The organism is Pseudomonas sp. NUPR-002 (genome assembly GCF_056322725.1).
Window position 1 is genome coordinate 787962 of record NZ_CM150476.1, and the last position, 18384, is coordinate 806345.

Sequence of the window (18384 nt, forward strand, 5' to 3'; positions counted from 1 at the left end):
GGCAGAAGTGCAGCTAGATGTGCTGCTTTACCTGCGTAGCCGAATGAGAATGAAAATCGGCAACCCATTTATTGAAAATTTTCAGGCCGGTTCGATGCTGACCCAGTAGCGGGTCAGGTAGTTGACCTTGACCGGAAGAGAGGCGCTGAGGTTCTCCAGCAGGGTGTCGCTGTCATCGATGCGAAAGGCGCCAGACAAACGCAAGTCGGCAATGCTCTCGGCGCAACGCAGCACCCCGGGACGATAACGGCGCAGCTCACTGACAAAATCGGCCAGGCGCCACTCGATCACGGTGAGCATGCCTTGCGTCCAGGCACCGGTGCCGGGGGCGGCACGATGAGGGGCCGCGATCCGCTGCGGGTCAAAACTGACGGACTGCCCGGCGTCCAAGCGCAGCACCAGCGCGTTTTGCGCAGGGCGGATTTCTACCGCATGTTGCAGAACGCTGACCCGGCTCAGGCCCTCATCACTGCGCACGCTGAATTGCGTACCCAGTGCGCGAACCCGGCCTTCGGCAGTCTGTACTTCAAACGGGCGGGCGGCGGGATCGCTGGCGGTTTGCACCATGATTTCGCCCCGGTGCAGCTGCAACTGGCGCTGATGGCCGTCAAAGTGAATGTCCACTGCGCTGTCAGTGTTGAGTACCAGTTGGCTGCCATCGCTGAGTGTGACTTCGCGCCGTTGGCCTTTGCCGGTGCGCAGTTCGGCCATCAAGGCTTGAGCCGGGCTGCTTTCACGTACCGCCCAGCCGCTGGCGCCGACGGCCATCAACAAGGCAAGGGTCTTGAGCACCGCACGACGGCGCGCACGCACACCCGCCAGGGTCGGCAGGGCGACGTCGGCGGGCAGGTTGCCGAACTGGCGCTGCAGTTTCTCCACCCGGGCCCAGGCTTGGGCATGGGCCGGGCTTTTGCCCAGCCACGCCTGCCAGGCCTGAAGCTGGGCGTCAGTGGGCTGTGCGCCATTGAGTTGCACATACCAGGTGGCGGCCGCTTCCAGGGTGCGGTAATCCAGCGAGTGCGCCATTCAGTCGTCCGTCAGCAGCAGGCAGTGGGTCATGGCACGAATCAGGTGTTTCTTCACCGTGGTCACCGAAACGCCCAAGCGCTCGGCAGTGGCGACGTAGTTCAAGCCTTCCAGCTGCACCGCCAGGAAGATCTGCCGGGTACGCTCGCCCAGGCCATCGAGCAAGGTGTCGACCGCCACCAGGGTTTCGAGGATCAGCAAGCGCTTTTCCGGTGAGTCGGCCAGGCGTTCCGGGCGGTTGGCCAGTTCGGTCAGATAGGCTTGCTCCAGCGCTTTACGGCGGAATTTATCGATCATCAATGCATTGGCGATGGCGCCCAGATAGCTGCGTGGCTCGCGAATCGTCTGGGCATTGCGTGCATTCAGCACCCGGATGAAGGTGTCCTGCGCCAGGTCTGCGGCATCGCTGGCGTTGCCCAGGCGGGCGCGTAACCAGCTTTTGAGCCAACCATTGTGTTCGCTGTAGAGCGTATGCAGAGCAGCGTGATCGGGAGCGGGCATAAACGGCAACTAGCGTGGTAATTGATAATTAGTCGCATTATTGAGGTTTAACAGGATATTTCGCAAGTGCTGGCGCTTGACCAGCCTTCAGTGCGAGCCAAAACTGCTCAGCTACTTACCGAATCCACACAGGAGGTTCGCATGACCAGCAAGGCTATTTACGTTCTGGCGGGCGGCGGTTATGACAAGGTGCAGGTCGGCACGTCCGAGGCACCGGCACCCAAGGCAGGTGAAATCACCGTGCGTCTGCACGCCAACTCGCTCAACTATCACGACTTCGCCGTGGTCAGTGGCATGTGGGGGCCGAGTGAGTCGCGCATCCCGATGGCTGACGGTGCGGGTGTGGTGACGGCGGTCGGCGAGGGCGTCAGCGAGTTCGCGGTGGGCGATGCGGTGGTCAGCACCTTCTTCCCTGACTGGCTCGATGGTCAGGCCCAGGTGGAAGGTTTTGCCACGGTGCCAGGTGACGGCATCGATGGTTATGCCCGTGAGCAGGTGACTGCACGCGCCACCTCGTTCACCCATGCCCCCAAGGGCTTCAGCCATGCCGAGGCCGCAACGCTGACCACCGCCGGGCTCACCGCCTGGCGGGCCTTGATGGCCGACGACTCACTCAAACCCGGTGACACCGTGCTGGTGCAAGGCACCGGTGGCGTTTCGATTTTCGCCCTGCAGTTTGCCAAGCTGGCCGGCGCTACGGTGATCGCCACGTCCTCCAGTGATGAGAAACTCGAACGCCTCAAGGCCATGGGCGCCGATCACCTGATCAACTACCGCAAGACGCCGGCCTGGGGTGAGACTGTGCGTCAGCTAACCGGCAATCGTGGGGTTGACCACGTCATTGAAGTGGGTGGCCCGGCGACCCTGGAGCAATCGATGATCGCTGCCCGCATCGGTGGGCACATTTCGTTGATCGGTATTCTCACCGGTGTTGCCGGCCAGTTGCCGCTGGTTCAGGCACTGGTGCGCCAGATCCGCCTGCAAGGTGTGTTGGTTGGTAGCCGTGCGCAGCAGCAGGCGATGGTGCGGGCAATCGATGCCAACGGCTTGCGCCCGGTGATCGATAAAACCTTCGCCCTGGAGCAGATCGCCGACGCGTTCCGCTACCAGGAAAGCAACCAGCATTTCGGCAAGATCTGTCTGGAATTCTGACCGCAGCCCCTCTGAGGCAGCCCGACCTTGGTCGGGCTTGACCTCTGCACGATAGCACTCACCTTCGCTAACTCTCTGCTTTTAAAGCACTTTCCAGAAATCTGGGTTCACACTCTTTCGTCTCGCATGGATGTTATTTCGAACACCTTGTGTGATATTTTGCCCGCCGCTCGAAATATCCATGGCACAGCGCCTTCACGTTGCTGAAGGCCTGTGACGCATCGTTTCAGGTGCTTCCGGTAATAAATATAAATACGCAGTGAGTGTGATCATGAGTGCAAACCCCAACACCGCCGTGGGCGGTGCTGACGCGTCCGTATCCGAGTCATCGGGCCTGGAGGTCAAACGCCTGACCTTCGTTGAGGCGGTGGCAATGATCGTTGGCACCAACATCGGTGCAGGCGTGCTGTCGATGGCCTATGCCAGCCGTCTGGCCGGCTACATGCCGCTGCTGCTATGGCTGGCCGTGGCGGGCGTCTTTACCACCATTTCCATGCTCTATGTGTCGGAAACCACCCTGCGTACCCGCAGCCACCACCAGTTGAGTGGCCTGGCGCAACGCTACGTCGGCTCCTTCGGCGCCTGGGCGATTTTCCTCTCGGTAGCGGTCAACAGCATTGGCGCGCTGACGGCTTACATGAGCGGCAGCGGCAAGATTCTCAGCGAGTTCTTCGGCATCAGCCCGGCGCTGGGCAGCCTGCTGTTCTTCCTGCCGGCGGCGTTCGTGCTGTACCTGGGCCTGAAGGCCATCGGCAAGGGTGAGAAGTTCATCAGTATCGGCATGGTCTCGATGACCCTGGTGCTGGTTGCCGCCACGCTGATCAACGAGCACACGGATTTTGCCAACCTGTTCGATGGCAGCTGGATCTACATGATCCCAGTGTTCAACATCGCGGTGTTCTGCTTCTCGGCGCAGTACGTGGTGCCAGAAATGGCCCGTGGTTTCAGCCATGATCCTAAGCGTCTGCCGATTGCCGTGATTACCGGGATGGTGATTACCTTCATCTTGCTGGCGATCGTGCCGATGTCGGTGATTGCCCTGAACGGCCTGGAAAACCAGACTGAAGTGGCCACCCTGGCGTGGGGCCAGGCCCTGGGGCAGTGGGCGTTCTACACCGCCAACACCTTCGCCCTGTGCGCGATGATGACCTCGTACTGGGGCCTGGGCGGTAGCTTCCTGACCAACATCTTCGACAAGTTCAAAAGCCTGGGTTCGGAAAGCAACCCGAAGAACCGCCTGCTGGTGCTCGGCATTGTGTGTGTGCCGCCGTTCATCCTGGCCTACAGCGGTATGGTCGGCTTCGTTAACGCGCTGTACTTCGCCGGTGTGTTCAGTGGCGTGATCCTGTCGATCATGCCGATCCTGATGCTGCGCTCGGCGCGCAAGAACGGTGACATCGTCCCGGCCTGGCAGTGTGGCTGGATTGCCCATCCGGCGATTCAGGTGATGGTAGTGATTCTGTACCTGTGCAGCATGGCCTATGCCATTGCCAGCGCGCTGGGCTGGTTGCCGGGCGGCTGGTAAGTCATCAAGCCAAGCGCTGTCGTGTGGGTTGTTACAGCAACGCGCGGCAGCGCAACACGGCATCGCGGATCATGCTGTTGACCAGCGCGGGTGAGACGCCCAACGCGGTGGCGATCTGCTTTTGCGTCATGCCGTGAATCCGGCACATCTCGAAGGCATCGCGGGTACGTTGCGGCAGGTCGGCGAGCGCCACGGCAATGCGTTCCAGCAGCTGCTGGTCCGAGACCAGGGTTTCGGGCGATTCGGCAGGATGGGCAGGGGCTTCGCCTTGCTCATCCTCGCAGGCCATCAAGCGCTCTTCCAGCCGACGGCGTCGGTAATGGTCGATCGACAGGTTGCGTACCACACGGGTCAGGTACGAGGCCTGCGAGCGGATTGGCTCGCCAGTGCCGGCTCCGGACACCTTCATGAAGGCATCGTGCACGATGTCTTCAGCCTGGCTGCGGCACCCGATGATACGCGTGGCAATGGCGATCAGGCGGTGGCGATGGCTGAAGCATTCTTCTAGCAACTGGGCGTCGGTCCCGGCCACTCCTCGATTCTGCATGAGGCACCTGATCTGTTTGGGGGTTGGCTACGAGCCTGCAGAATCTAATCTTATTAAGAATAATTTTCAATCGCGGGCGTGTTGATACGGTAGGGTGTAACTGCAACCGCAGGAGTTGGAGTAAGCTTGGCCAAATTTTCTGCGCTTGCGGCCAAGATGCCTGACCAACAGCCTCCTGCTTCCTTGAGTGAAATCGCCACCGACTGGTGCATGCGCCTGCATTTTGATGAGTGCAGCGATGCTGATCGCGAGGCGTTTCAGCGCTGGCATGACGCCGATCCGTCGCATGCGGCGGAGTACGCCACCATTTGCCGGATCTGGAATGTCAGTGCGCAGCTGCCTGCGCGTCCGGCGACGCTGACCCAGGCGAAACCCCGTCGGCGATATCAGTCGGCGTGGGCAAGGGCGGCGGTGGTGGTACTGGCCTGTGGTGCCATCTGGGCGACGGGGTGGTCCGCTGGTGTATTGCCGGGTAGCGTTCGCTATTACACGGCGCAAGACACTCGACACCACATAATTTTGCCGGACCTCAGCCAGGTCGAGCTGAACCGCAACTCCGACTTACTGTACCTGGGCTACATCGATCAGCGCCGCGTGGTGTTGACCGACGGCGAAGCCTATTTCGATGTGCAGCACAATGTTGAAAAGCCCTTTGTCATTGCTGCAGACAATGCCAACGTCCGGGTTACCGGCACTCACTTCAACGTCTGGACCGCGCCCCAGCAAACCACGGTGACGCTTACCCAAGGGGCGGTGCAAGTCACGCGTGACGATCAACGGGCAGAGCTTACCCCGGGCATGCAGGCCACTGTGATGCCGGGGCGCGAACTTCAACTCGGTCGCGTGGACCCTACCCGAGTGTCGGCATGGCGCAAGGGCAAATTGATGCTCGATGACATCAGCCTTCGCGATGCGTTGCCATTGATCAATCGCTACTTGAACGTCCCGCTGCAGTTGCACGACCGGGAAGCGGGCGAATTGCGTTTTGGTGGGATCTACGACACGGCCGCGTTGGAACAGTTGGTCGCAGCGCTGCCGCAAATCCTTCCCGTAACGATGCACCAGGCTGACGATGTGCGTCTGATCTCAAGCCGACCCTCTCGCTGATTTTCAGCATTTTCCCGGGTAGTACAGGCCGCTCTCGATTCATCCTTTGTGTGTACCTGTTGTGATTCGCTGAACGAATTTGATGTTCGTTCGTCATTCAGACGAGCCCTTGAAACGACCTGCTTTTGTCGTTGTCCGGGCCCGCCAACACAATGACAACACTTACAGGGAACAGCATGGGCACCTATTCGTTGAACTGGCCGAAACAGCGCTTGCGCCACGGCATTACTGTTGCGCTCTTGAGCCTTGGGCTGTTGACGTCGGTGCCTGGTTTGGCCGAACCGGTCCAGTTGAATATTCCGGCTCAACCCTTGGCGTCGGCGCTGTCTGACTTGGGTAACCAGGCCAATCTGCAGATCATCTACAGCCAGGACACCGTCTCCGGGCTTCGCAGCCCGCAGGTCTCCGGGCGTATGGAGCCGCAAGAGGCGTTGCGCCGGTTGCTTCAGGGCACCTCGATCACCCCGCGCATCGAAGGCGATCATGTCACCTTGCTGGGCACCAGCGACGACTCGGCGTTGGCCTTGCCAACCATCAGTGTTGTTGGTCAGGCGTACAGTTCGGTAGCGCCAGACGACGGCTATGTGGCCAAGCGCGCGTCTGCTGGCAGCAAAACCGATACGCCGCTGATTGAAACGCCGTATTCGGTGTCGGTGGTGACACGTGAGCAAATCGAGGCCCAACAACCCAAGTCGGTCTCGCAGGCCCTGCTTTACACCCCGGGTGTACACGCCGAACTGGCCGGGCCGCAGTTTGTTACCGACCAGCTAATGATCCGTGGTTTTCAACAGGGCACCGGGCGCATGCTGCGTGATGGCACCCGTACCTTCCTGCCAAATTTCCTCGGTTGGGATGCACCAGAAACCTACGGCCTGGAGCGCATTGAAGTGCTGCGTGGCGCCAGTTCGGTGCTCTACGGTGCGTCTGATCCCGGCGGCCAGATCAACCTGGTGAGTAAGCGCCCGACCACCGAGCCGCTGCGTGAAGTGCAGTTGCAGGCGGGTAACCTGAACTACAAGCAGGGTGCCTTCGACCTGGGTGACGCGCTGGATGACGAAGGCGTGTGGAGTTACCGTCTGACGGGTTTGTTCCGTGAAGGCGATGCGCAGGTCGATCACATTACCAATCGTCGCCAGTACATTGCCCCGGCCATCAGCTTTCGCCCCAGCGATGCTACCGAGCTGACGTTCCTGGGTGAGTACCAAAAGCAGACCGGCAACTTCGCCAACCCGTTGCCAGCGGTTGGCACAGTGTTTCGTGATGCCCGCGGGCGCCTGGACCGCGACACCTATGTCGGTGACAGCGCTTATGACTTCATGACCAATGAAAAAACTTCCTTGGGCTATGTGTTCGAACACCGCTTCGACGAGACCTGGACGGTGCGTCAGAACGTGCGCTACAGCGACTATCGTCAGTCGAGTTCGGAGATTGCGATTTTCGGCGCGGCGGGCGATCAGTTCTCCCGCTACAACGATCAACGCAAAGGCGATGGCCGGTTGTTCACCATGGACAACCAGGTGCAGTCCAACTTCGCCACAGGCAGCGTCGAACACACGTTGCTGACCGGTGTTGATTACAACAACGGAAAGTTCGACCAGAAGCAATCGCTGAACTTCATCCTCGAGCCTTTCGACCTGTTCAATCCGGTATACGGCGAGCCACTGACGTTCCTGCCCTTCAGTGCATCGAGCTATGAACAGAAGATGTCGCAGACCGGCGTCTACCTGCAGGACCAGCTGAAAATCGACAACTGGGTGTTGCTGCTCGGTGGCCGTTACGACTGGGCTTCCGATCAGAACGACGGGCGTTCGCCACAAACCCAGAAGGACGAAAAATTCAGCGGCCGCGCTGGCATCGTCTACCTGTTCGACAACGGCCTGGCGCCTTACGCCAGCTACAGCGAGTCGTTCCTGCCGGTGGTGGGGACCACGATCAACAACGCGCGGCTTGAGCCGGAAACCGGCAAACAGTACGAAGTGGGCCTGAAGTACGAGCCGCCGGGCGCCAACAGCCTGTATACCTTGGCGCTGTTCGACCTGACCAAACAGAACGTCACCGAGCAGGTCAATGGCTTCAGCCGTCAGGAAGGTGAAGTGCGTTCCAAAGGCGTGGAGCTGGAAGGCAAGAGCGAGATCTTCACCGGCTTCAACCTGATCGGCAGCTACACCTGGAATGATGTCGAGGTCACAAAGTCTGATACCGGCAACAAGGGCAACACGCCATTCCGCGTGCCAGAGCACATGGCTTCGTTGTGGGGTGATTACAGTATCCAGGGCGGCACGCTGGAAGGCCTGCGTTTCGGCGCCGGTGCGCGTTACGTAGGCAGCACCTACGGCAATTCGGCGAACAGCTTCAAGGTCGACAGCTACACCGTGGTGGATGCCCTGGTCAGCTACCCGCTGGGTAAAGTTGATGCTTCGTTGGCGGGTGTCGAATTGGCATTGAATGCCAGCAACCTGTTTGACAAGGAATACGTGGCCGGTTGCTTCAGCGACTTCGGTTGTCAGTACGGGCAGCAGCGCACGGTGTACGGCACCGTTACCTACAACTGGTAACAGGCACTGTAGGAGCGGCGGTGCGGCGACCCGACTTGCCCCGCGATCGCGTTGTGTCAGTCACATCGCATCGCGGGGCAAGCCCGCTCCTACCGGATGGTATTTTGTGGCGCCAGTTTGTTTTTGCTGCATTCGGCTGTAGGAGCGGGCTTGCCCCGCGATAGCGTTTTGTCAGCCACATCGGATCGCGGGGCAAGCCCGCTCCTACCTCTTCATCTACCCCCCGCGGTGTATGTACAAGCCAAAGGCGCGATTGATAGCGTTGCCTCCATCTTCTGTTTACGACACACAGCTTTCATTACAAAAACAATAGTGGAGAGGTGCGTTATGAGTGGTTTGAAGTTGAGCCGAAGCCTGGGGTTCTGGGCTGCCTACTCCACCTCCGTGGGGTTGGTCGTTTCAGGCACGGCGATGGTGGCGCTGGGCAACGGCTACGGTGTTTCCGGGCCGGCATTCAGCCTCGTCGCGCTGCTGGCGCTGGTGATTATTCTTTGCGTCGCGATGTCTTATTCCGAACTGGCGGCCATGCTGCCAGGCGCCGGTATGGTGGGCGAGTACACCTTACCGGCACTGGGCAAACTGCCCGCCTTGTTTGCGGTGCTCGCGGGCTACATCGTGCTGGTGGGCACGGATGGCGGTACCAACATGATCATTGGCGGCCAGTCGCTTGAGCGCCTGACCGGGGTGCCGTGGTACCTGTTCTCCCTGGGTATTCTGGCCGTATTGGTGGCCATCAACCTCAAAGGCGTCGAGTTGTTCGGGCGCGTACAAACCACGTTGGCCATCGCCATGATGCTGATGCTCGGGTTGGTTGGATTGTGGGGATTGTCCGGCTTTCAGACGGCAGAACCGTTGGCCGAGCAGCCTGTGTTCTCGCAGGTGTCCTGGACCGATCAGCTCGGCCATCTGAGCCTGGCGATCTGGCTGTTCATCGGCATGGAGTTCGTGGCGCCCTTGGCCGAAGAGGTAAAAGAGCCGGGCAAAACCATTCCGCTGGCGATGATCTTTGGCTGCGCCAGTATCTGGTTGGTCGACCTGCTGTTTGGGGTGAGCATTACCCGCTACCTGCCCCTGGAAGAGTTGGCGGCTTCGACCATCCCTCATGTCGATGGCGCCGCAGCAATGCTGGGGCAACCCGGCTTGATCCTGATGGGCAGTATCTCGATTCTGGCCGCAGTCACCACGTGTGACACCTACCTGATCGCTGTGCCGCGCATGTTGTATGGCTTGTCACGCGAAGGGATGCTGCCGAAGATTTTTTCCTGGCTGCACCCGGTGGCCCGAACGCCTTGGTTCAGCATCTTCTTTGTGGTGGCGCTGATACTGATTGTGTTGGTCTACGCCATGGCCAATAACGCCGATATTGCCCTGATCACCATGATGATCAGCGTGGCCTGCACCACCTGGTTGATGTCGTACCTGATCGCGCAGTTGAACGTGGTGATCCTGCGGGTTCGCTACCCCAACGCCAACCGTCCTTTCCGCACGCCGCTGTACCCGCTGCCGCAACTGATTGGCATCGCGGCCTGCCTGTACATGATTGCAACCTTGATTTCCGACGCTCAAGTGTTCGGCATCGCAGTGGTGTGTTCAGCGTTGATCCTGGCCTTTGGTGTTGTGTATTTGAAGTCGACCGGACAGGCCTTGTTTCAGCCGGTGCCCCTTGATGATGTGCTGCGCCGTATTGTCCACCGTTCCGAAGCTGTCGACGGTCATCCTGAGGGTGACGAAGGCGTCTTGCTTGCGCAGTTGAAACGACAATAACCGGCGTTCGGAGTGAGCATGGACCTTTATTCAGTCATTGATCGTCGCGCGCAGCACATGCTGCAGGACACCGTATCGCGCTTTGGCGAGTATATGGCGCCTGAGGCTGCTGGCAGTGCCCGCGCCGTTCTGGGTGTCGATCACCGCCTCGCTGCAGATGGCCTGGTGCTTGAGCATCGTTTGTCGAGCAAGCTGATTGGCAGAATCTACACCTGCCGCTGGCGCTGGAAGGTCGCGGTAGACCTGGGCGGTACGCCGCTGACCCTGCGCTTGAACTACCGCGGTTGGAAGCCTTCGACGCGTACGGCGAAATTTGTCGGGCCTTCTGACTGCAGCGCCTTGCTGCAACAACTGAACAGCCATGCCGTGTTACTGCCATTGTGCGTGGCCATGGAACTCGGCGGTTTGAGTATTCAGTACCACCCGGCAGAAAAGTGCTGTGAGGTGGTGCTGACGCCGAACTATGGCGACTTCGTCTGGATGCTCCTGCCCCCGGTGAAGTACGCACGCCAGCCAACACCTGCCGAGGTAGACAGCACGGTGATGTTGATCCAGCACCTGTCATTGCTGCTTCACGCCAGCACCCCACTCGCACTCGCCAGCTGAGTGCCGTACCCGATGCGTTGCCCGTGCTCAGGCTGACACCTGAGCGCGCAGGGAAAGTGTTCTCGAAAAACGTTACTGCATGAGGATGTCGTTATGTTGGACTCGAACAAGAAAACCATGACTGCCGCGATTCTTCGTGAGCTGGGCGGGTCGCTGCAACTGGAGCAGGTGCCGATTCCCAAGCCAGGCATTGGCGAGATTCTGATCAAGGTCGTGGCCTGCGGCGTGTGCCACAGTGATGTGCATGCCTGCGATGGTGACTGGCCTAGCCCGCCTAATCTGCCGTTGATCCCTGGCCATGAAGTGACCGGCCATATTGCCGAGTTGGGTGAAGGCGTGACCGGTTACTCGATTGGCGACACGGTCGGTGTGCCGTGGATGTACAGCGCCTGTGGCGCCTGCGAATACTGCCGCGCCGGCATGGAAACCATCTGCAAGCAAGGCGAGGCCACCGGCTACAGCAAGCCGGGGGGCTATGCCGAGTACATGATCGCGCCGGCGGCATTCGTGGCGAAAGTTCCAGACGGTGTCGACCTCTACAGCCTGGCGCCGATTCTCTGCGCCGGGGTAACGACCTATCGCGGGCTCAAGCGCTCGGGGGCACGCCCTGGGCAATGGATGGCGGTGATTGGCATTGGTGGCCTTGGCCATGTGGCGGTGCAGTACGCCAAGGCCATGGGGCTCAAGGTAGTGGCGGTCGATGTCAGCGATGAAAAGCTGGAACTGGCCCACCGCCTGGGCGCCGAGCGTGTGTACAACGTCTTGAACGACCCGGAAAGCGCGATCCACGCAGACCTGGGGGGCGTGCATGGTGTGCTGGTAACCGCGACCTCCAACAAAGCCTTCGAGCTGGCCGTGAAGCTGTTGCGCCCCGGCGGCACCGCGATTTACATCGGTCAGCCGGGTGGGGCGGCGGATGAAGTGCGTAGCTCCATCGACCGCATCGTTAACTGGGAGCTGTCGATTCGTGGCTCCAACGTCGGCACCCGGCAAGACCTGCATGAGGCGGTTGAATTCGCCGCCAATGGCTTGGTTAAAGTGGAAAGCAGCCTGACTACCCTGGATGAGATCGATGCCATATTCGATCAGATTCGTCAGGGTGCGGTCGTGGGCCGCAAAGTGTTGAAAATTTCCTGATGTGGGGCGGGTTGGCGCGTCAGCGCCAACCGCGCCGCTTTGTTGGAGCGCAAGCATGAATGCCTATACCCAGCTTTACATCAACGGCCAGTGGCTGGCCCCGTTGGCAGGCGGCACATTTGAAACGTTCGATCCCAGCAGTGAAGCACTGATCACCCGGGTTGCCGCCGCGACTGCCGCCGATGTCGACCTCGCCGTGCAAGCCGCTCGGCATGCCTTTGATGAGGGGCCTTGGCCGCACATGAGCGGCGCGCAACGTGCTGTGGTGTTACGGCGGATTGCCCAAGGTATCCGCGATCGTCAGCAAGCACTGGCCGAGCTTGAGGTGCGCGATAACGGTAAACCGCTACCCGAAGCACTTTGGGATATTGCCGATACCGCTGGCTGTTTCGATTTTTATGCCGATCTGGCCGAAGACCTCGACAGCCATCTGGAGCAACCTATTGCGCTGGCCGATGAGCGCTTCAGTTCGGTAGCCCGCAAAGAGCCGGTGGGCGTGGCTGCGGCGATCATCCCGTGGAACTTCCCGATGCTGATGGCGGCCTGGAAAGTCGCTCCGGCGTTGGCGGCCGGTTGCTGCATGGTGCTCAAACCCTCCGAGCTGACCCCGCTGACGGCCATCGAGCTTGCGCGTATCGCCGACGCGGCTGGGCTTCCTGCCGGTGTGTTGAACATGCTGCCGGGCTTGGGCCACGAGGCGGGCGCTGCGCTGGCCGAGCACCCGGGGATCGACAAGGTGGCGTTCACCGGCAGCGTGCCGACCGGCAGCCGCATCATGCAAGCAGCGGCACGTGACATTAAAAACATCAGCCTGGAGCTGGGGGGCAAATCGCCGTTCATCATCTTTGCCGACAGCGATATCGAGGCGGCTGTCGAGTGGATCATGTTCGGTATTTTCTGGAACCAGGGTCAGGTCTGCTCCGCCACCTCCCGTGTGCTGGTTCAGCGTGAGTTGTATGTGCCGCTGCTTGAGCGTTTGAAGCAGGAGGTCGAGAAGGTAAAGATCGGCAATGGCTTTGAACAAGGCGTGCTGCTTGGCCCGCTGGTGAGCCAGGGCCAATACGACAAGGTGCTGGCCGCCATCGCCCGTGGTCAGGAAGACGGCGCCCGCTTGGTTTACGGCGGCGCGCGCCCGGACGGATTCGACTGCGGCTTCTATGTGCAGCCCACGATCTTCGCCGATGTGCCGCAAGACAGCTGGATCTGGAAAGAAGAAATCTTTGGCCCGGTGGTGTGTATCAACGCGTTTGATGAGGAAACCGAGGCCGTTCGCTCAGCCAACGACTCGCGTTTCGGCCTGGCTGCTGCGGTGATGTCACACGACCTTGAGCGCGCGGAGCGAGTGGCCCGTAAGCTGCGCGCCGGTATCGTCTGGATCAACTGTTCGCAGCCAACCTTTACCGAGGCCCCGTGGGGAGGCTATAAGCACAGCGGTATTGGTCGCGAGTTGGGCGAGTGGGGCTTGGGCAACTACCTGGAAACCAAGCAGATCACCCGTTACGACAGCGATCAGGCTTGGGGTTGGTACCTCAAGTAAGGCTTGCGCCCAGTAAGCAGGTGGCGTTCTGAGGCAACCTCAGTGCGCCACTTTTCTGCCTTGCGGGTTTGACCGCATTCTTTGAGGCCTTGCGCTGATGCACCTGACGGATTGGACCAACAGCGTCGTCGAAGTATTGAGCAAGCCTGCTGGAGCCCCGCAGTTGCAGGCGCTTGCCGCCTGGCTGAGGCGCTTGAGTGTTGTCGATCACTTCGTGCTGTTTGTCTATGAAGGCAGTTATCGCCCGCTGTCGTTATTCAATACCTTCAGTGCAGAGCAGCGCTGCATCTTCATCGATGAGTATCAAACCGGCCCTTACTTGCTCGATCCCTTCTATCTGGCCAGCCAGCCGTCTCAAGCAGAAGGGGTGTACAGCATGCGTCAGCTGGCACCTGACCAGTTTTATAAGAGCGAGTACTTTCAGACCTACTACCACCACCTGGGCTTGAGTGAGGAGGTGGGCTTCTTCATGAACCTGAGCCCCGATACCCACGCGGTGCTTTCACTGATGCGGCGAAGGGGCCGAATGAAGTTTCATGACGATGAAGTCCGGCAGCTGGAAAGTGCTGTACCGGTCGTCAACGCAGCGGTGCGCGCAGCCTGGGAGGCGAGCCAGAAGGTGGCTGCCAGATCCGTCGATGATCATGACCACAGGGTGCAAGAGGCGTTTGCCAACTTTGGCCGTGGCCTGCTGACTGACCGCGAGCGTGAAGTGGTCAGGTTACTTTTACAGGGGCACTCCAGCCTGTCCATTGCACAAAAGCTGCGAATCAGCCCTGCCACGGTGAAGGTTCATCGTAAAAACCTGTATGAAAAACTCGGCATCGGCAGCCAGTCCGGACTGTTGGCGCTTTTTGTTCAGGCGATCAAAGGAAACGCCTCCGGCGAGCTGATAAGTGCTGGGAAATGACCAGTTCGACACAGTTTGTTGAAGGTTTTTTAACGCCCTGAAAAGCCGCAAACAGTGGTGCTTGAGCGTCTCGTCTGCATTTGTTTCAATCTTGAAATACTTTGTTACAAGTTGGCTCTGTAGTCCGAATCGGACTTTTGTATATTTCGTCACGTTTACGTAAACGTCACCAGCAAAGTAAGTGTGTCAGCAGCGCCATAACCAATAAAAACAATCAAGGTTAGAGGGCTCCACATGTCACCAGAGTTTGTGTTGGAAACACGCGGCCTGACTAAGGAGTTTCGCGGTTTTACCGCTGTTGACTCGGTCGATCTGCGTGTGCAGAAGGGACACATCCACGCACTGATTGGCCCCAATGGGGCGGGTAAAACTACGGTCTTCAACCTCCTCACCAAGTTTCTGCCACCCACGCGTGGCGAAATCCTCTACCTGGGCAAACCGATCACTCACCTCAAACCCAATGCAGTTGCGCGTTTGGGCCTGGTGCGCTCGTTTCAGATTTCGGCAGTGTTCGGCCACATGAGCGTGGTTGAAAACGTGCGCGTGGCACTGCAACGCAAGCAGGGCAACTCGTACCATTTCTGGAAACCCGAAAGCAGCCTCGATTCACTCAACGAGCGCGCCCTGCAGATGCTCGATGAAGTCGGCCTGCTCGACTACGCCCACACCCAGACCATCGAACTGCCCTATGGGCGCAAACGCGCGCTGGAACTGGCTACCACTTTGGCACTGGACCCTAAGGTTCTGCTGCTCGATGAACCGACCCAGGGCATGGGCCACGAGGATGTGAACATGGTCATTGAACTGGTGCGCCGCGCCGCAGTGGGGCGCACGGTGTTGATGGTCGAGCACAACCTGAGTGTGGTCAGCGAACTCTCTGACCGCATTACCGTGCTGGCCCGTGGGGCGATTCTGGCTGAAGGTGATTACGCCAGCGTGTCTGCCAACCCACAGGTGCGCGAAGCCTATCTGGGCAGTGAAGCGGTAGTGGCTGAAGGGGCATGCGCATGAGTGGTCTGCACACCCCTGAGTTTGAACAACTGCGCGTCTCTGATCTGCATGCCTTCTACGGCGAATCGCATATCCTGCACGGTATCGACCTGCAAGTGCGGCGTGGCGAACTGGTGACCTTGCTGGGGCGCAACGGTTCCGGGCGCTCCACCACCTTGCGCGCGATCATGAACATGGTGGGCCGCCGCACCGGCTCCATCGTCGTCAATGGCACCGAAACCATCGGCCTGCCGGCGCATTTGATCCCGCGTCTGGGAGTCGGTTTCTGCCCCGAGGAGCGGGGTATTTTCGCCAGCCTCAACGTTGAGGAAAACCTGTTGCTGCCGCCCACGGTGCGTAGCGACGGCATGAACCTCGATGAAATCTACGAGATGTTCCCCAACCTCTACGAGCGTCGTTTCAGCCAGGGCACACGCCTGTCGGGCGGTGAACAACAGATGCTGGCCATGGCGCGGATTCTGCGCAGCGGCGCCAACCTGTTGTTGCTCGACGAGATCACCGAAGGCCTGGCCCCGGTGATTGTGCAGAAGCTGGCGCAGGTGCTGATCAAGCTCAAGAACAAGGGCCTGACCATCGTTCTGGTGGAGCAGAACTTCCGTTTCGCCGCGCCTTTGGCTGACCGCCATTACTTGATGGAACACGGCCAGATCGTGGAGCAATTCAGCGCTGCTGAGCTGGACGCCAAGCAGGATCTGTTACACCGCTGCCTGGGCGTCTGACCCCCGCTTTACCCCTCGCATCATGCAGGTCGTCGTGCCCCTGAAGCCCGACGATCCGGGGCCGCTTTGCCTTGAACAATAAAAATAACTTTGGACAGTGGGTGAATGACATGACGTTTTTCAAGCAAACAGCAAGCGCCATCCTTGTTTCGAGCCTGATCGCCGGTGCCGCCCAGGCACAGATCAGTGACGACGAAATCCGCATCGGTTACCTGGCCGACATGTCGGGTACTTACCGTGATCTTTCCGGTCCGGGGGGACTGGAAGCGTTGAACATGGCCATCGAAGATTTCGGCGGCCAGGTCAACGGCAAAAAAATCGTCGTGTTCAGCGCCGATGACCTGAACAAACCAGACGTCGGCGCCAACACCGTGCGCCAGTGGGTCGATGAACGTAACGTCGATATGGTCACCGGAATGGTGGCCTCTTCGGTGGTGCTGGCGGCGAGTAAAGTCGTTGAGCAATCCGGCAAACTGGCGCTGATTTCGGGTGCCGCAGCCTCCAGTCTGACCAACGAATACTGCTCGCCCAACCACATCCACTGGACCTACGACTCTTACGCGCTGGCCAACGGCACCGCCAAGTCGGTACTGGCCGGGGGCGGCAAGAAGTGGTTCATCCTCACCGCCGACTACGCCTTCGGCCACGCCATGGAAGCGGACATCACCAAGGTGGTCGAAGCCGATGGCGGCCAGGTGGTCGGCAAGGCGCGCCACCCGTTCCCGAGCAGCGACTTCTCTTCCTACATTCTGCAAGCCCAGGGCTCTGGCGCAGACGTGATCGCCTTCGCCAACGCCGGCTCCGACACCGTCAACTCGCTGATGACTGCCAGCCAGTTCGGCGTGGCCCAGTCCGGGCAGAAGCTCGCCGGCATGGTGGTGTTTCTCAACGACATCCACGCCATGGGCCTAGACGTCACCCAGAACCTGATGCTGACCACCGGCTGGTACTGGGACATGAACGACGAAAGCCGCGCCTGGGCTCAGCGTTATCACAAACGCTTCGGCAAGATGCCGGGCATGGTGCCTGCCGGTATCTACTCGGCAACCATGAGCTACCTCAATGCGATCAAGGCCACCGGCAGCGACGAAGCGCAGGCCGTTCGCACGCAAATGATGGCAACCCCCGTCAATGACATGTTCGCCAAAAACGGCAAGATCCGCGCCGACGGCCGCATGGTGCATGACATGTACCTGGCCCAGGTTAAAACTCCGGCCGAGTCCAAAGGTGAGTGGGACCTGTATAAGATCGTGCGCACCATCCCCGGCGATGAAGCCTATCGCCCGGTATCCGAAAGCAAGTGCACGCTGCTCAGCAAAAACTGAGCGAGGCGTGACTGATGCTGCTTGCCCGGCTGACTGCAGCCGGGCGACACGGACTTTCTGCGGGTGGTGAATCATGACTGTGTTATTTGGAATTCCCCTGAGCGTCTTGTCGGGACAGTTACTCCTGGGGCTGATCAACGGCGCCTTCTACGCCTTGCTCAGCCTGGGCCTGGCGATCATTTTCGGCCTGCTGCGGATCATCAACTTTGCCCACGGCGCGCAGTACATGCTCGGCGCCTTTACCGCGGTGCTGGCGCTCAACTACCTGGGCGTCAACTACTGGGTCGCGCTGGTGCTGGCGCCACTGGTGGTCGGTGTGGTCGGGGTGTTGATCGAGCGCTTGCTGCTGCGCCGCATCGCCGGTGAAGACCACCTCTACGGGCTGCTGCTGACCTTCGGCCTGGCGCTGATCCTCGAGGGTTCGTTCGTAAAACTGTTCGGCGTGTCCGGTTCGTCTTACCCGATGCCGGAACAACTCAAGGGCGGCTACAACCTTGGCTTCATGTTCCTGCCAACCTACCGCGCCTGGGTCATCGTCGCGGCGCTGGCGGTGTGCCTGGTGACCTGGTTCATGATCGAACGCACGCGCCTGGGCTCCTACCTGCGCGCCGGTACCGAGAACCCGAAACTGATGCAGGCCTTCGGCATCAACGTGCCGCTGCTGATCACCCTGACCTATGGCTACGGCGCCGCGCTGGCTGCCTTCGCTGGTGTGCTGGCGGCACCAATCTACTCGGTGACACCGACCATGGGCGCCAACCTGCTGATCGTGGTGTTCGCCGTGGTGGTGATTGGCGGCATGGGCTCGATCATGGGCGCCATCGTCACCGGCCTGGCCATGGGCCTGATCGAAGGGCTGACCAAGGTGTTTTATCCAGAGGCATCCAACACGGTGGTGTTCCTGGTCATGGTGCTGGTGCTGCTGGTGCGCCCGGCCGGGCTGTTCGGAAAGGAGGCATAGA

16 protein-coding genes are annotated in these 18384 nt (G+C 59.9%); 13 read left to right on the forward strand and 3 right to left on the reverse strand.

The window, feature by feature from the left end; all coding sequences use genetic code 11:
• Window positions 1-81: 81 nt before the first annotated feature.
• Together ACVWSC_RS03710 and ACVWSC_RS03715 are read right to left on the reverse strand one after the other, a co-directional pair.
• Window positions 82-1026, reverse strand: coding sequence for a FecR domain-containing protein (locus tag ACVWSC_RS03710; protein WP_442112099.1), 945 nt, complete (start codon window positions 1024-1026; stop codon window positions 82-84).
• The gene (locus tag ACVWSC_RS03715; protein ID WP_442112100.1) at window positions 1027-1527 is read right to left on the reverse strand and encodes a sigma-70 family RNA polymerase sigma factor; all 501 of its coding nucleotides are present in this window, start codon (window positions 1525-1527) and stop codon (window positions 1027-1029) included.
• 141 nt (window positions 1528-1668) lie between these two features.
• Here ACVWSC_RS03715 and ACVWSC_RS03720 point away from each other — a divergent pair, with 141 nt between their 5' ends.
• Together ACVWSC_RS03720 and ACVWSC_RS03725 are read left to right on the forward strand one after the other, a co-directional pair.
• On the forward strand, window positions 1669-2679 hold the full coding sequence (locus tag ACVWSC_RS03720; protein WP_442112101.1) for a zinc-dependent alcohol dehydrogenase family protein: 1011 nt from the start codon (window positions 1669-1671) through the stop codon (window positions 2677-2679).
• Between the two features lie 271 nt (window positions 2680-2950).
• On the forward strand, window positions 2951-4204 hold the full coding sequence (locus ACVWSC_RS03725) for an aromatic amino acid transport family protein (protein WP_442112102.1): 1254 nt from the start codon (window positions 2951-2953) through the stop codon (window positions 4202-4204).
• Between the two features lie 31 nt (window positions 4205-4235).
• Here ACVWSC_RS03725 and ACVWSC_RS03730 read toward each other — a convergent pair whose 3' ends face one another.
• On the reverse strand, window positions 4236-4751 hold the full coding sequence (locus ACVWSC_RS03730; RefSeq protein ID WP_442112103.1) for an RNA polymerase factor sigma-70: 516 nt from the start codon (window positions 4749-4751) through the stop codon (window positions 4236-4238).
• A 126-nt stretch (window positions 4752-4877) separates the two neighbouring features.
• Between ACVWSC_RS03730 and ACVWSC_RS03735 the strand changes: the two genes are divergently transcribed.
• The 11 genes from ACVWSC_RS03735 to ACVWSC_RS03785 all read left to right on the forward strand — a co-directional run bounded on the left by ACVWSC_RS03735 (window position 4878) and on the right by ACVWSC_RS03785 (window position 18383).
• Complete coding sequence (locus ACVWSC_RS03735) at window positions 4878-5858, forward strand: FecR family protein (RefSeq protein WP_442112104.1); 981 nt, start codon at window positions 4878-4880, stop codon at window positions 5856-5858.
• Between the two features lie 176 nt (window positions 5859-6034).
• Complete coding sequence (locus ACVWSC_RS03740) at window positions 6035-8413, forward strand: TonB-dependent siderophore receptor (RefSeq protein ID WP_442112105.1); 2379 nt, start codon at window positions 6035-6037, stop codon at window positions 8411-8413.
• A 327-nt stretch (window positions 8414-8740) separates the two neighbouring features.
• Window positions 8741-10177, forward strand: a complete 1437-nt coding sequence (locus ACVWSC_RS03745) for an APC family permease (protein WP_442112106.1) — start codon at window positions 8741-8743, stop codon at window positions 10175-10177.
• An 18-nt stretch (window positions 10178-10195) separates the two neighbouring features.
• A complete protein-coding gene (locus ACVWSC_RS03750; protein WP_442112107.1) occupies window positions 10196-10783 on the forward strand; it encodes a DUF3156 family protein in 588 nt (195 codons plus the stop codon).
• Between the two features lie 93 nt (window positions 10784-10876).
• A complete protein-coding gene (locus tag ACVWSC_RS03755; RefSeq protein WP_442112108.1) occupies window positions 10877-11920 on the forward strand; it encodes a zinc-dependent alcohol dehydrogenase in 1044 nt (347 codons plus the stop codon).
• A gap of 55 nt (window positions 11921-11975) precedes the next feature.
• Window positions 11976-13457, forward strand: coding sequence for an aldehyde dehydrogenase family protein (locus tag ACVWSC_RS03760; protein ID WP_442112109.1), 1482 nt, complete (start codon window positions 11976-11978; stop codon window positions 13455-13457).
• Between the two features lie 163 nt (window positions 13458-13620).
• Window positions 13621-14367: a helix-turn-helix transcriptional regulator gene (locus ACVWSC_RS03765; RefSeq protein ID WP_442112110.1), complete on the forward strand. Its 747-nt coding sequence runs from the start codon at window positions 13621-13623 to the stop codon at window positions 14365-14367.
• 234 nt (window positions 14368-14601) lie between these two features.
• A complete protein-coding gene (locus ACVWSC_RS03770; RefSeq protein WP_442112111.1) occupies window positions 14602-15378 on the forward strand; it encodes an ABC transporter ATP-binding protein in 777 nt (258 codons plus the stop codon).
• Entirely contained in the window at window positions 15375-16097 is a 723-nt protein-coding gene (locus ACVWSC_RS03775) for an ABC transporter ATP-binding protein (RefSeq protein ID WP_442112112.1), read from the forward strand. Before ACVWSC_RS03770 ends, ACVWSC_RS03775 begins: the two co-directional genes overlap by 4 nt.
• A 110-nt stretch (window positions 16098-16207) precedes the next feature.
• Window positions 16208-17422 carry an ABC transporter substrate-binding protein gene (locus tag ACVWSC_RS03780; protein WP_442112113.1) on the forward strand — a complete coding sequence of 405 codons (1215 nt, stop codon included), beginning with the start codon at window positions 16208-16210 and terminating at the stop codon, window positions 17420-17422.
• A 73-nt stretch (window positions 17423-17495) separates the two neighbouring features.
• Window positions 17496-18383, forward strand: coding sequence for a branched-chain amino acid ABC transporter permease (locus ACVWSC_RS03785; RefSeq protein ID WP_442112114.1), 888 nt, complete (start codon window positions 17496-17498; stop codon window positions 18381-18383).
• Window position 18384 lies beyond the last annotated feature (1 nt).

Excerpts from the sequence above, each read along its gene's own strand:
- ACVWSC_RS03780 (WP_442112113.1), top strand. The coding sequence starts at position 16,208 with ATGACGTTTTTCAAGCAAACAGCAAGCGCCATCCTTGTTTCGAGCCTG.
- ACVWSC_RS03770 (WP_442112111.1), top strand. The coding sequence starts at position 14,602 with ATGTCACCAGAGTTTGTGTTGGAAACACGCGGCCTGACTAAGGAGTTT.
- ACVWSC_RS03745 (WP_442112106.1), top strand. The coding sequence starts at position 8,741 with ATGAGTGGTTTGAAGTTGAGCCGAAGCCTGGGGTTCTGGGCTGCCTAC.
- ACVWSC_RS03740 (WP_442112105.1), top strand. The coding sequence starts at position 6,035 with ATGGGCACCTATTCGTTGAACTGGCCGAAACAGCGCTTGCGCCACGGC.
- ACVWSC_RS03755 (WP_442112108.1), top strand. The coding sequence starts at position 10,877 with ATGTTGGACTCGAACAAGAAAACCATGACTGCCGCGATTCTTCGTGAG.
- ACVWSC_RS03785 (WP_442112114.1), top strand. The coding sequence starts at position 17,496 with ATGACTGTGTTATTTGGAATTCCCCTGAGCGTCTTGTCGGGACAGTTA.
- ACVWSC_RS03720 (WP_442112101.1), top strand. The coding sequence starts at position 1,669 with ATGACCAGCAAGGCTATTTACGTTCTGGCGGGCGGCGGTTATGACAAG.
- ACVWSC_RS03730 (WP_442112103.1), bottom strand. The coding sequence starts at position 4,751 with ATGCAGAATCGAGGAGTGGCCGGGACCGACGCCCAGTTGCTAGAAGAA.
- ACVWSC_RS03760 (WP_442112109.1), top strand. The coding sequence starts at position 11,976 with ATGAATGCCTATACCCAGCTTTACATCAACGGCCAGTGGCTGGCCCCG.
- ACVWSC_RS03775 (WP_442112112.1), top strand. The coding sequence starts at position 15,375 with ATGAGTGGTCTGCACACCCCTGAGTTTGAACAACTGCGCGTCTCTGAT.
- ACVWSC_RS03725 (WP_442112102.1), top strand. The coding sequence starts at position 2,951 with ATGAGTGCAAACCCCAACACCGCCGTGGGCGGTGCTGACGCGTCCGTA.
- ACVWSC_RS03750 (WP_442112107.1), top strand. The coding sequence starts at position 10,196 with ATGGACCTTTATTCAGTCATTGATCGTCGCGCGCAGCACATGCTGCAG.
- ACVWSC_RS03710 (WP_442112099.1), bottom strand. The coding sequence starts at position 1,026 with ATGGCGCACTCGCTGGATTACCGCACCCTGGAAGCGGCCGCCACCTGG.
- ACVWSC_RS03715 (WP_442112100.1), bottom strand. The coding sequence starts at position 1,527 with ATGCCCGCTCCCGATCACGCTGCTCTGCATACGCTCTACAGCGAACAC.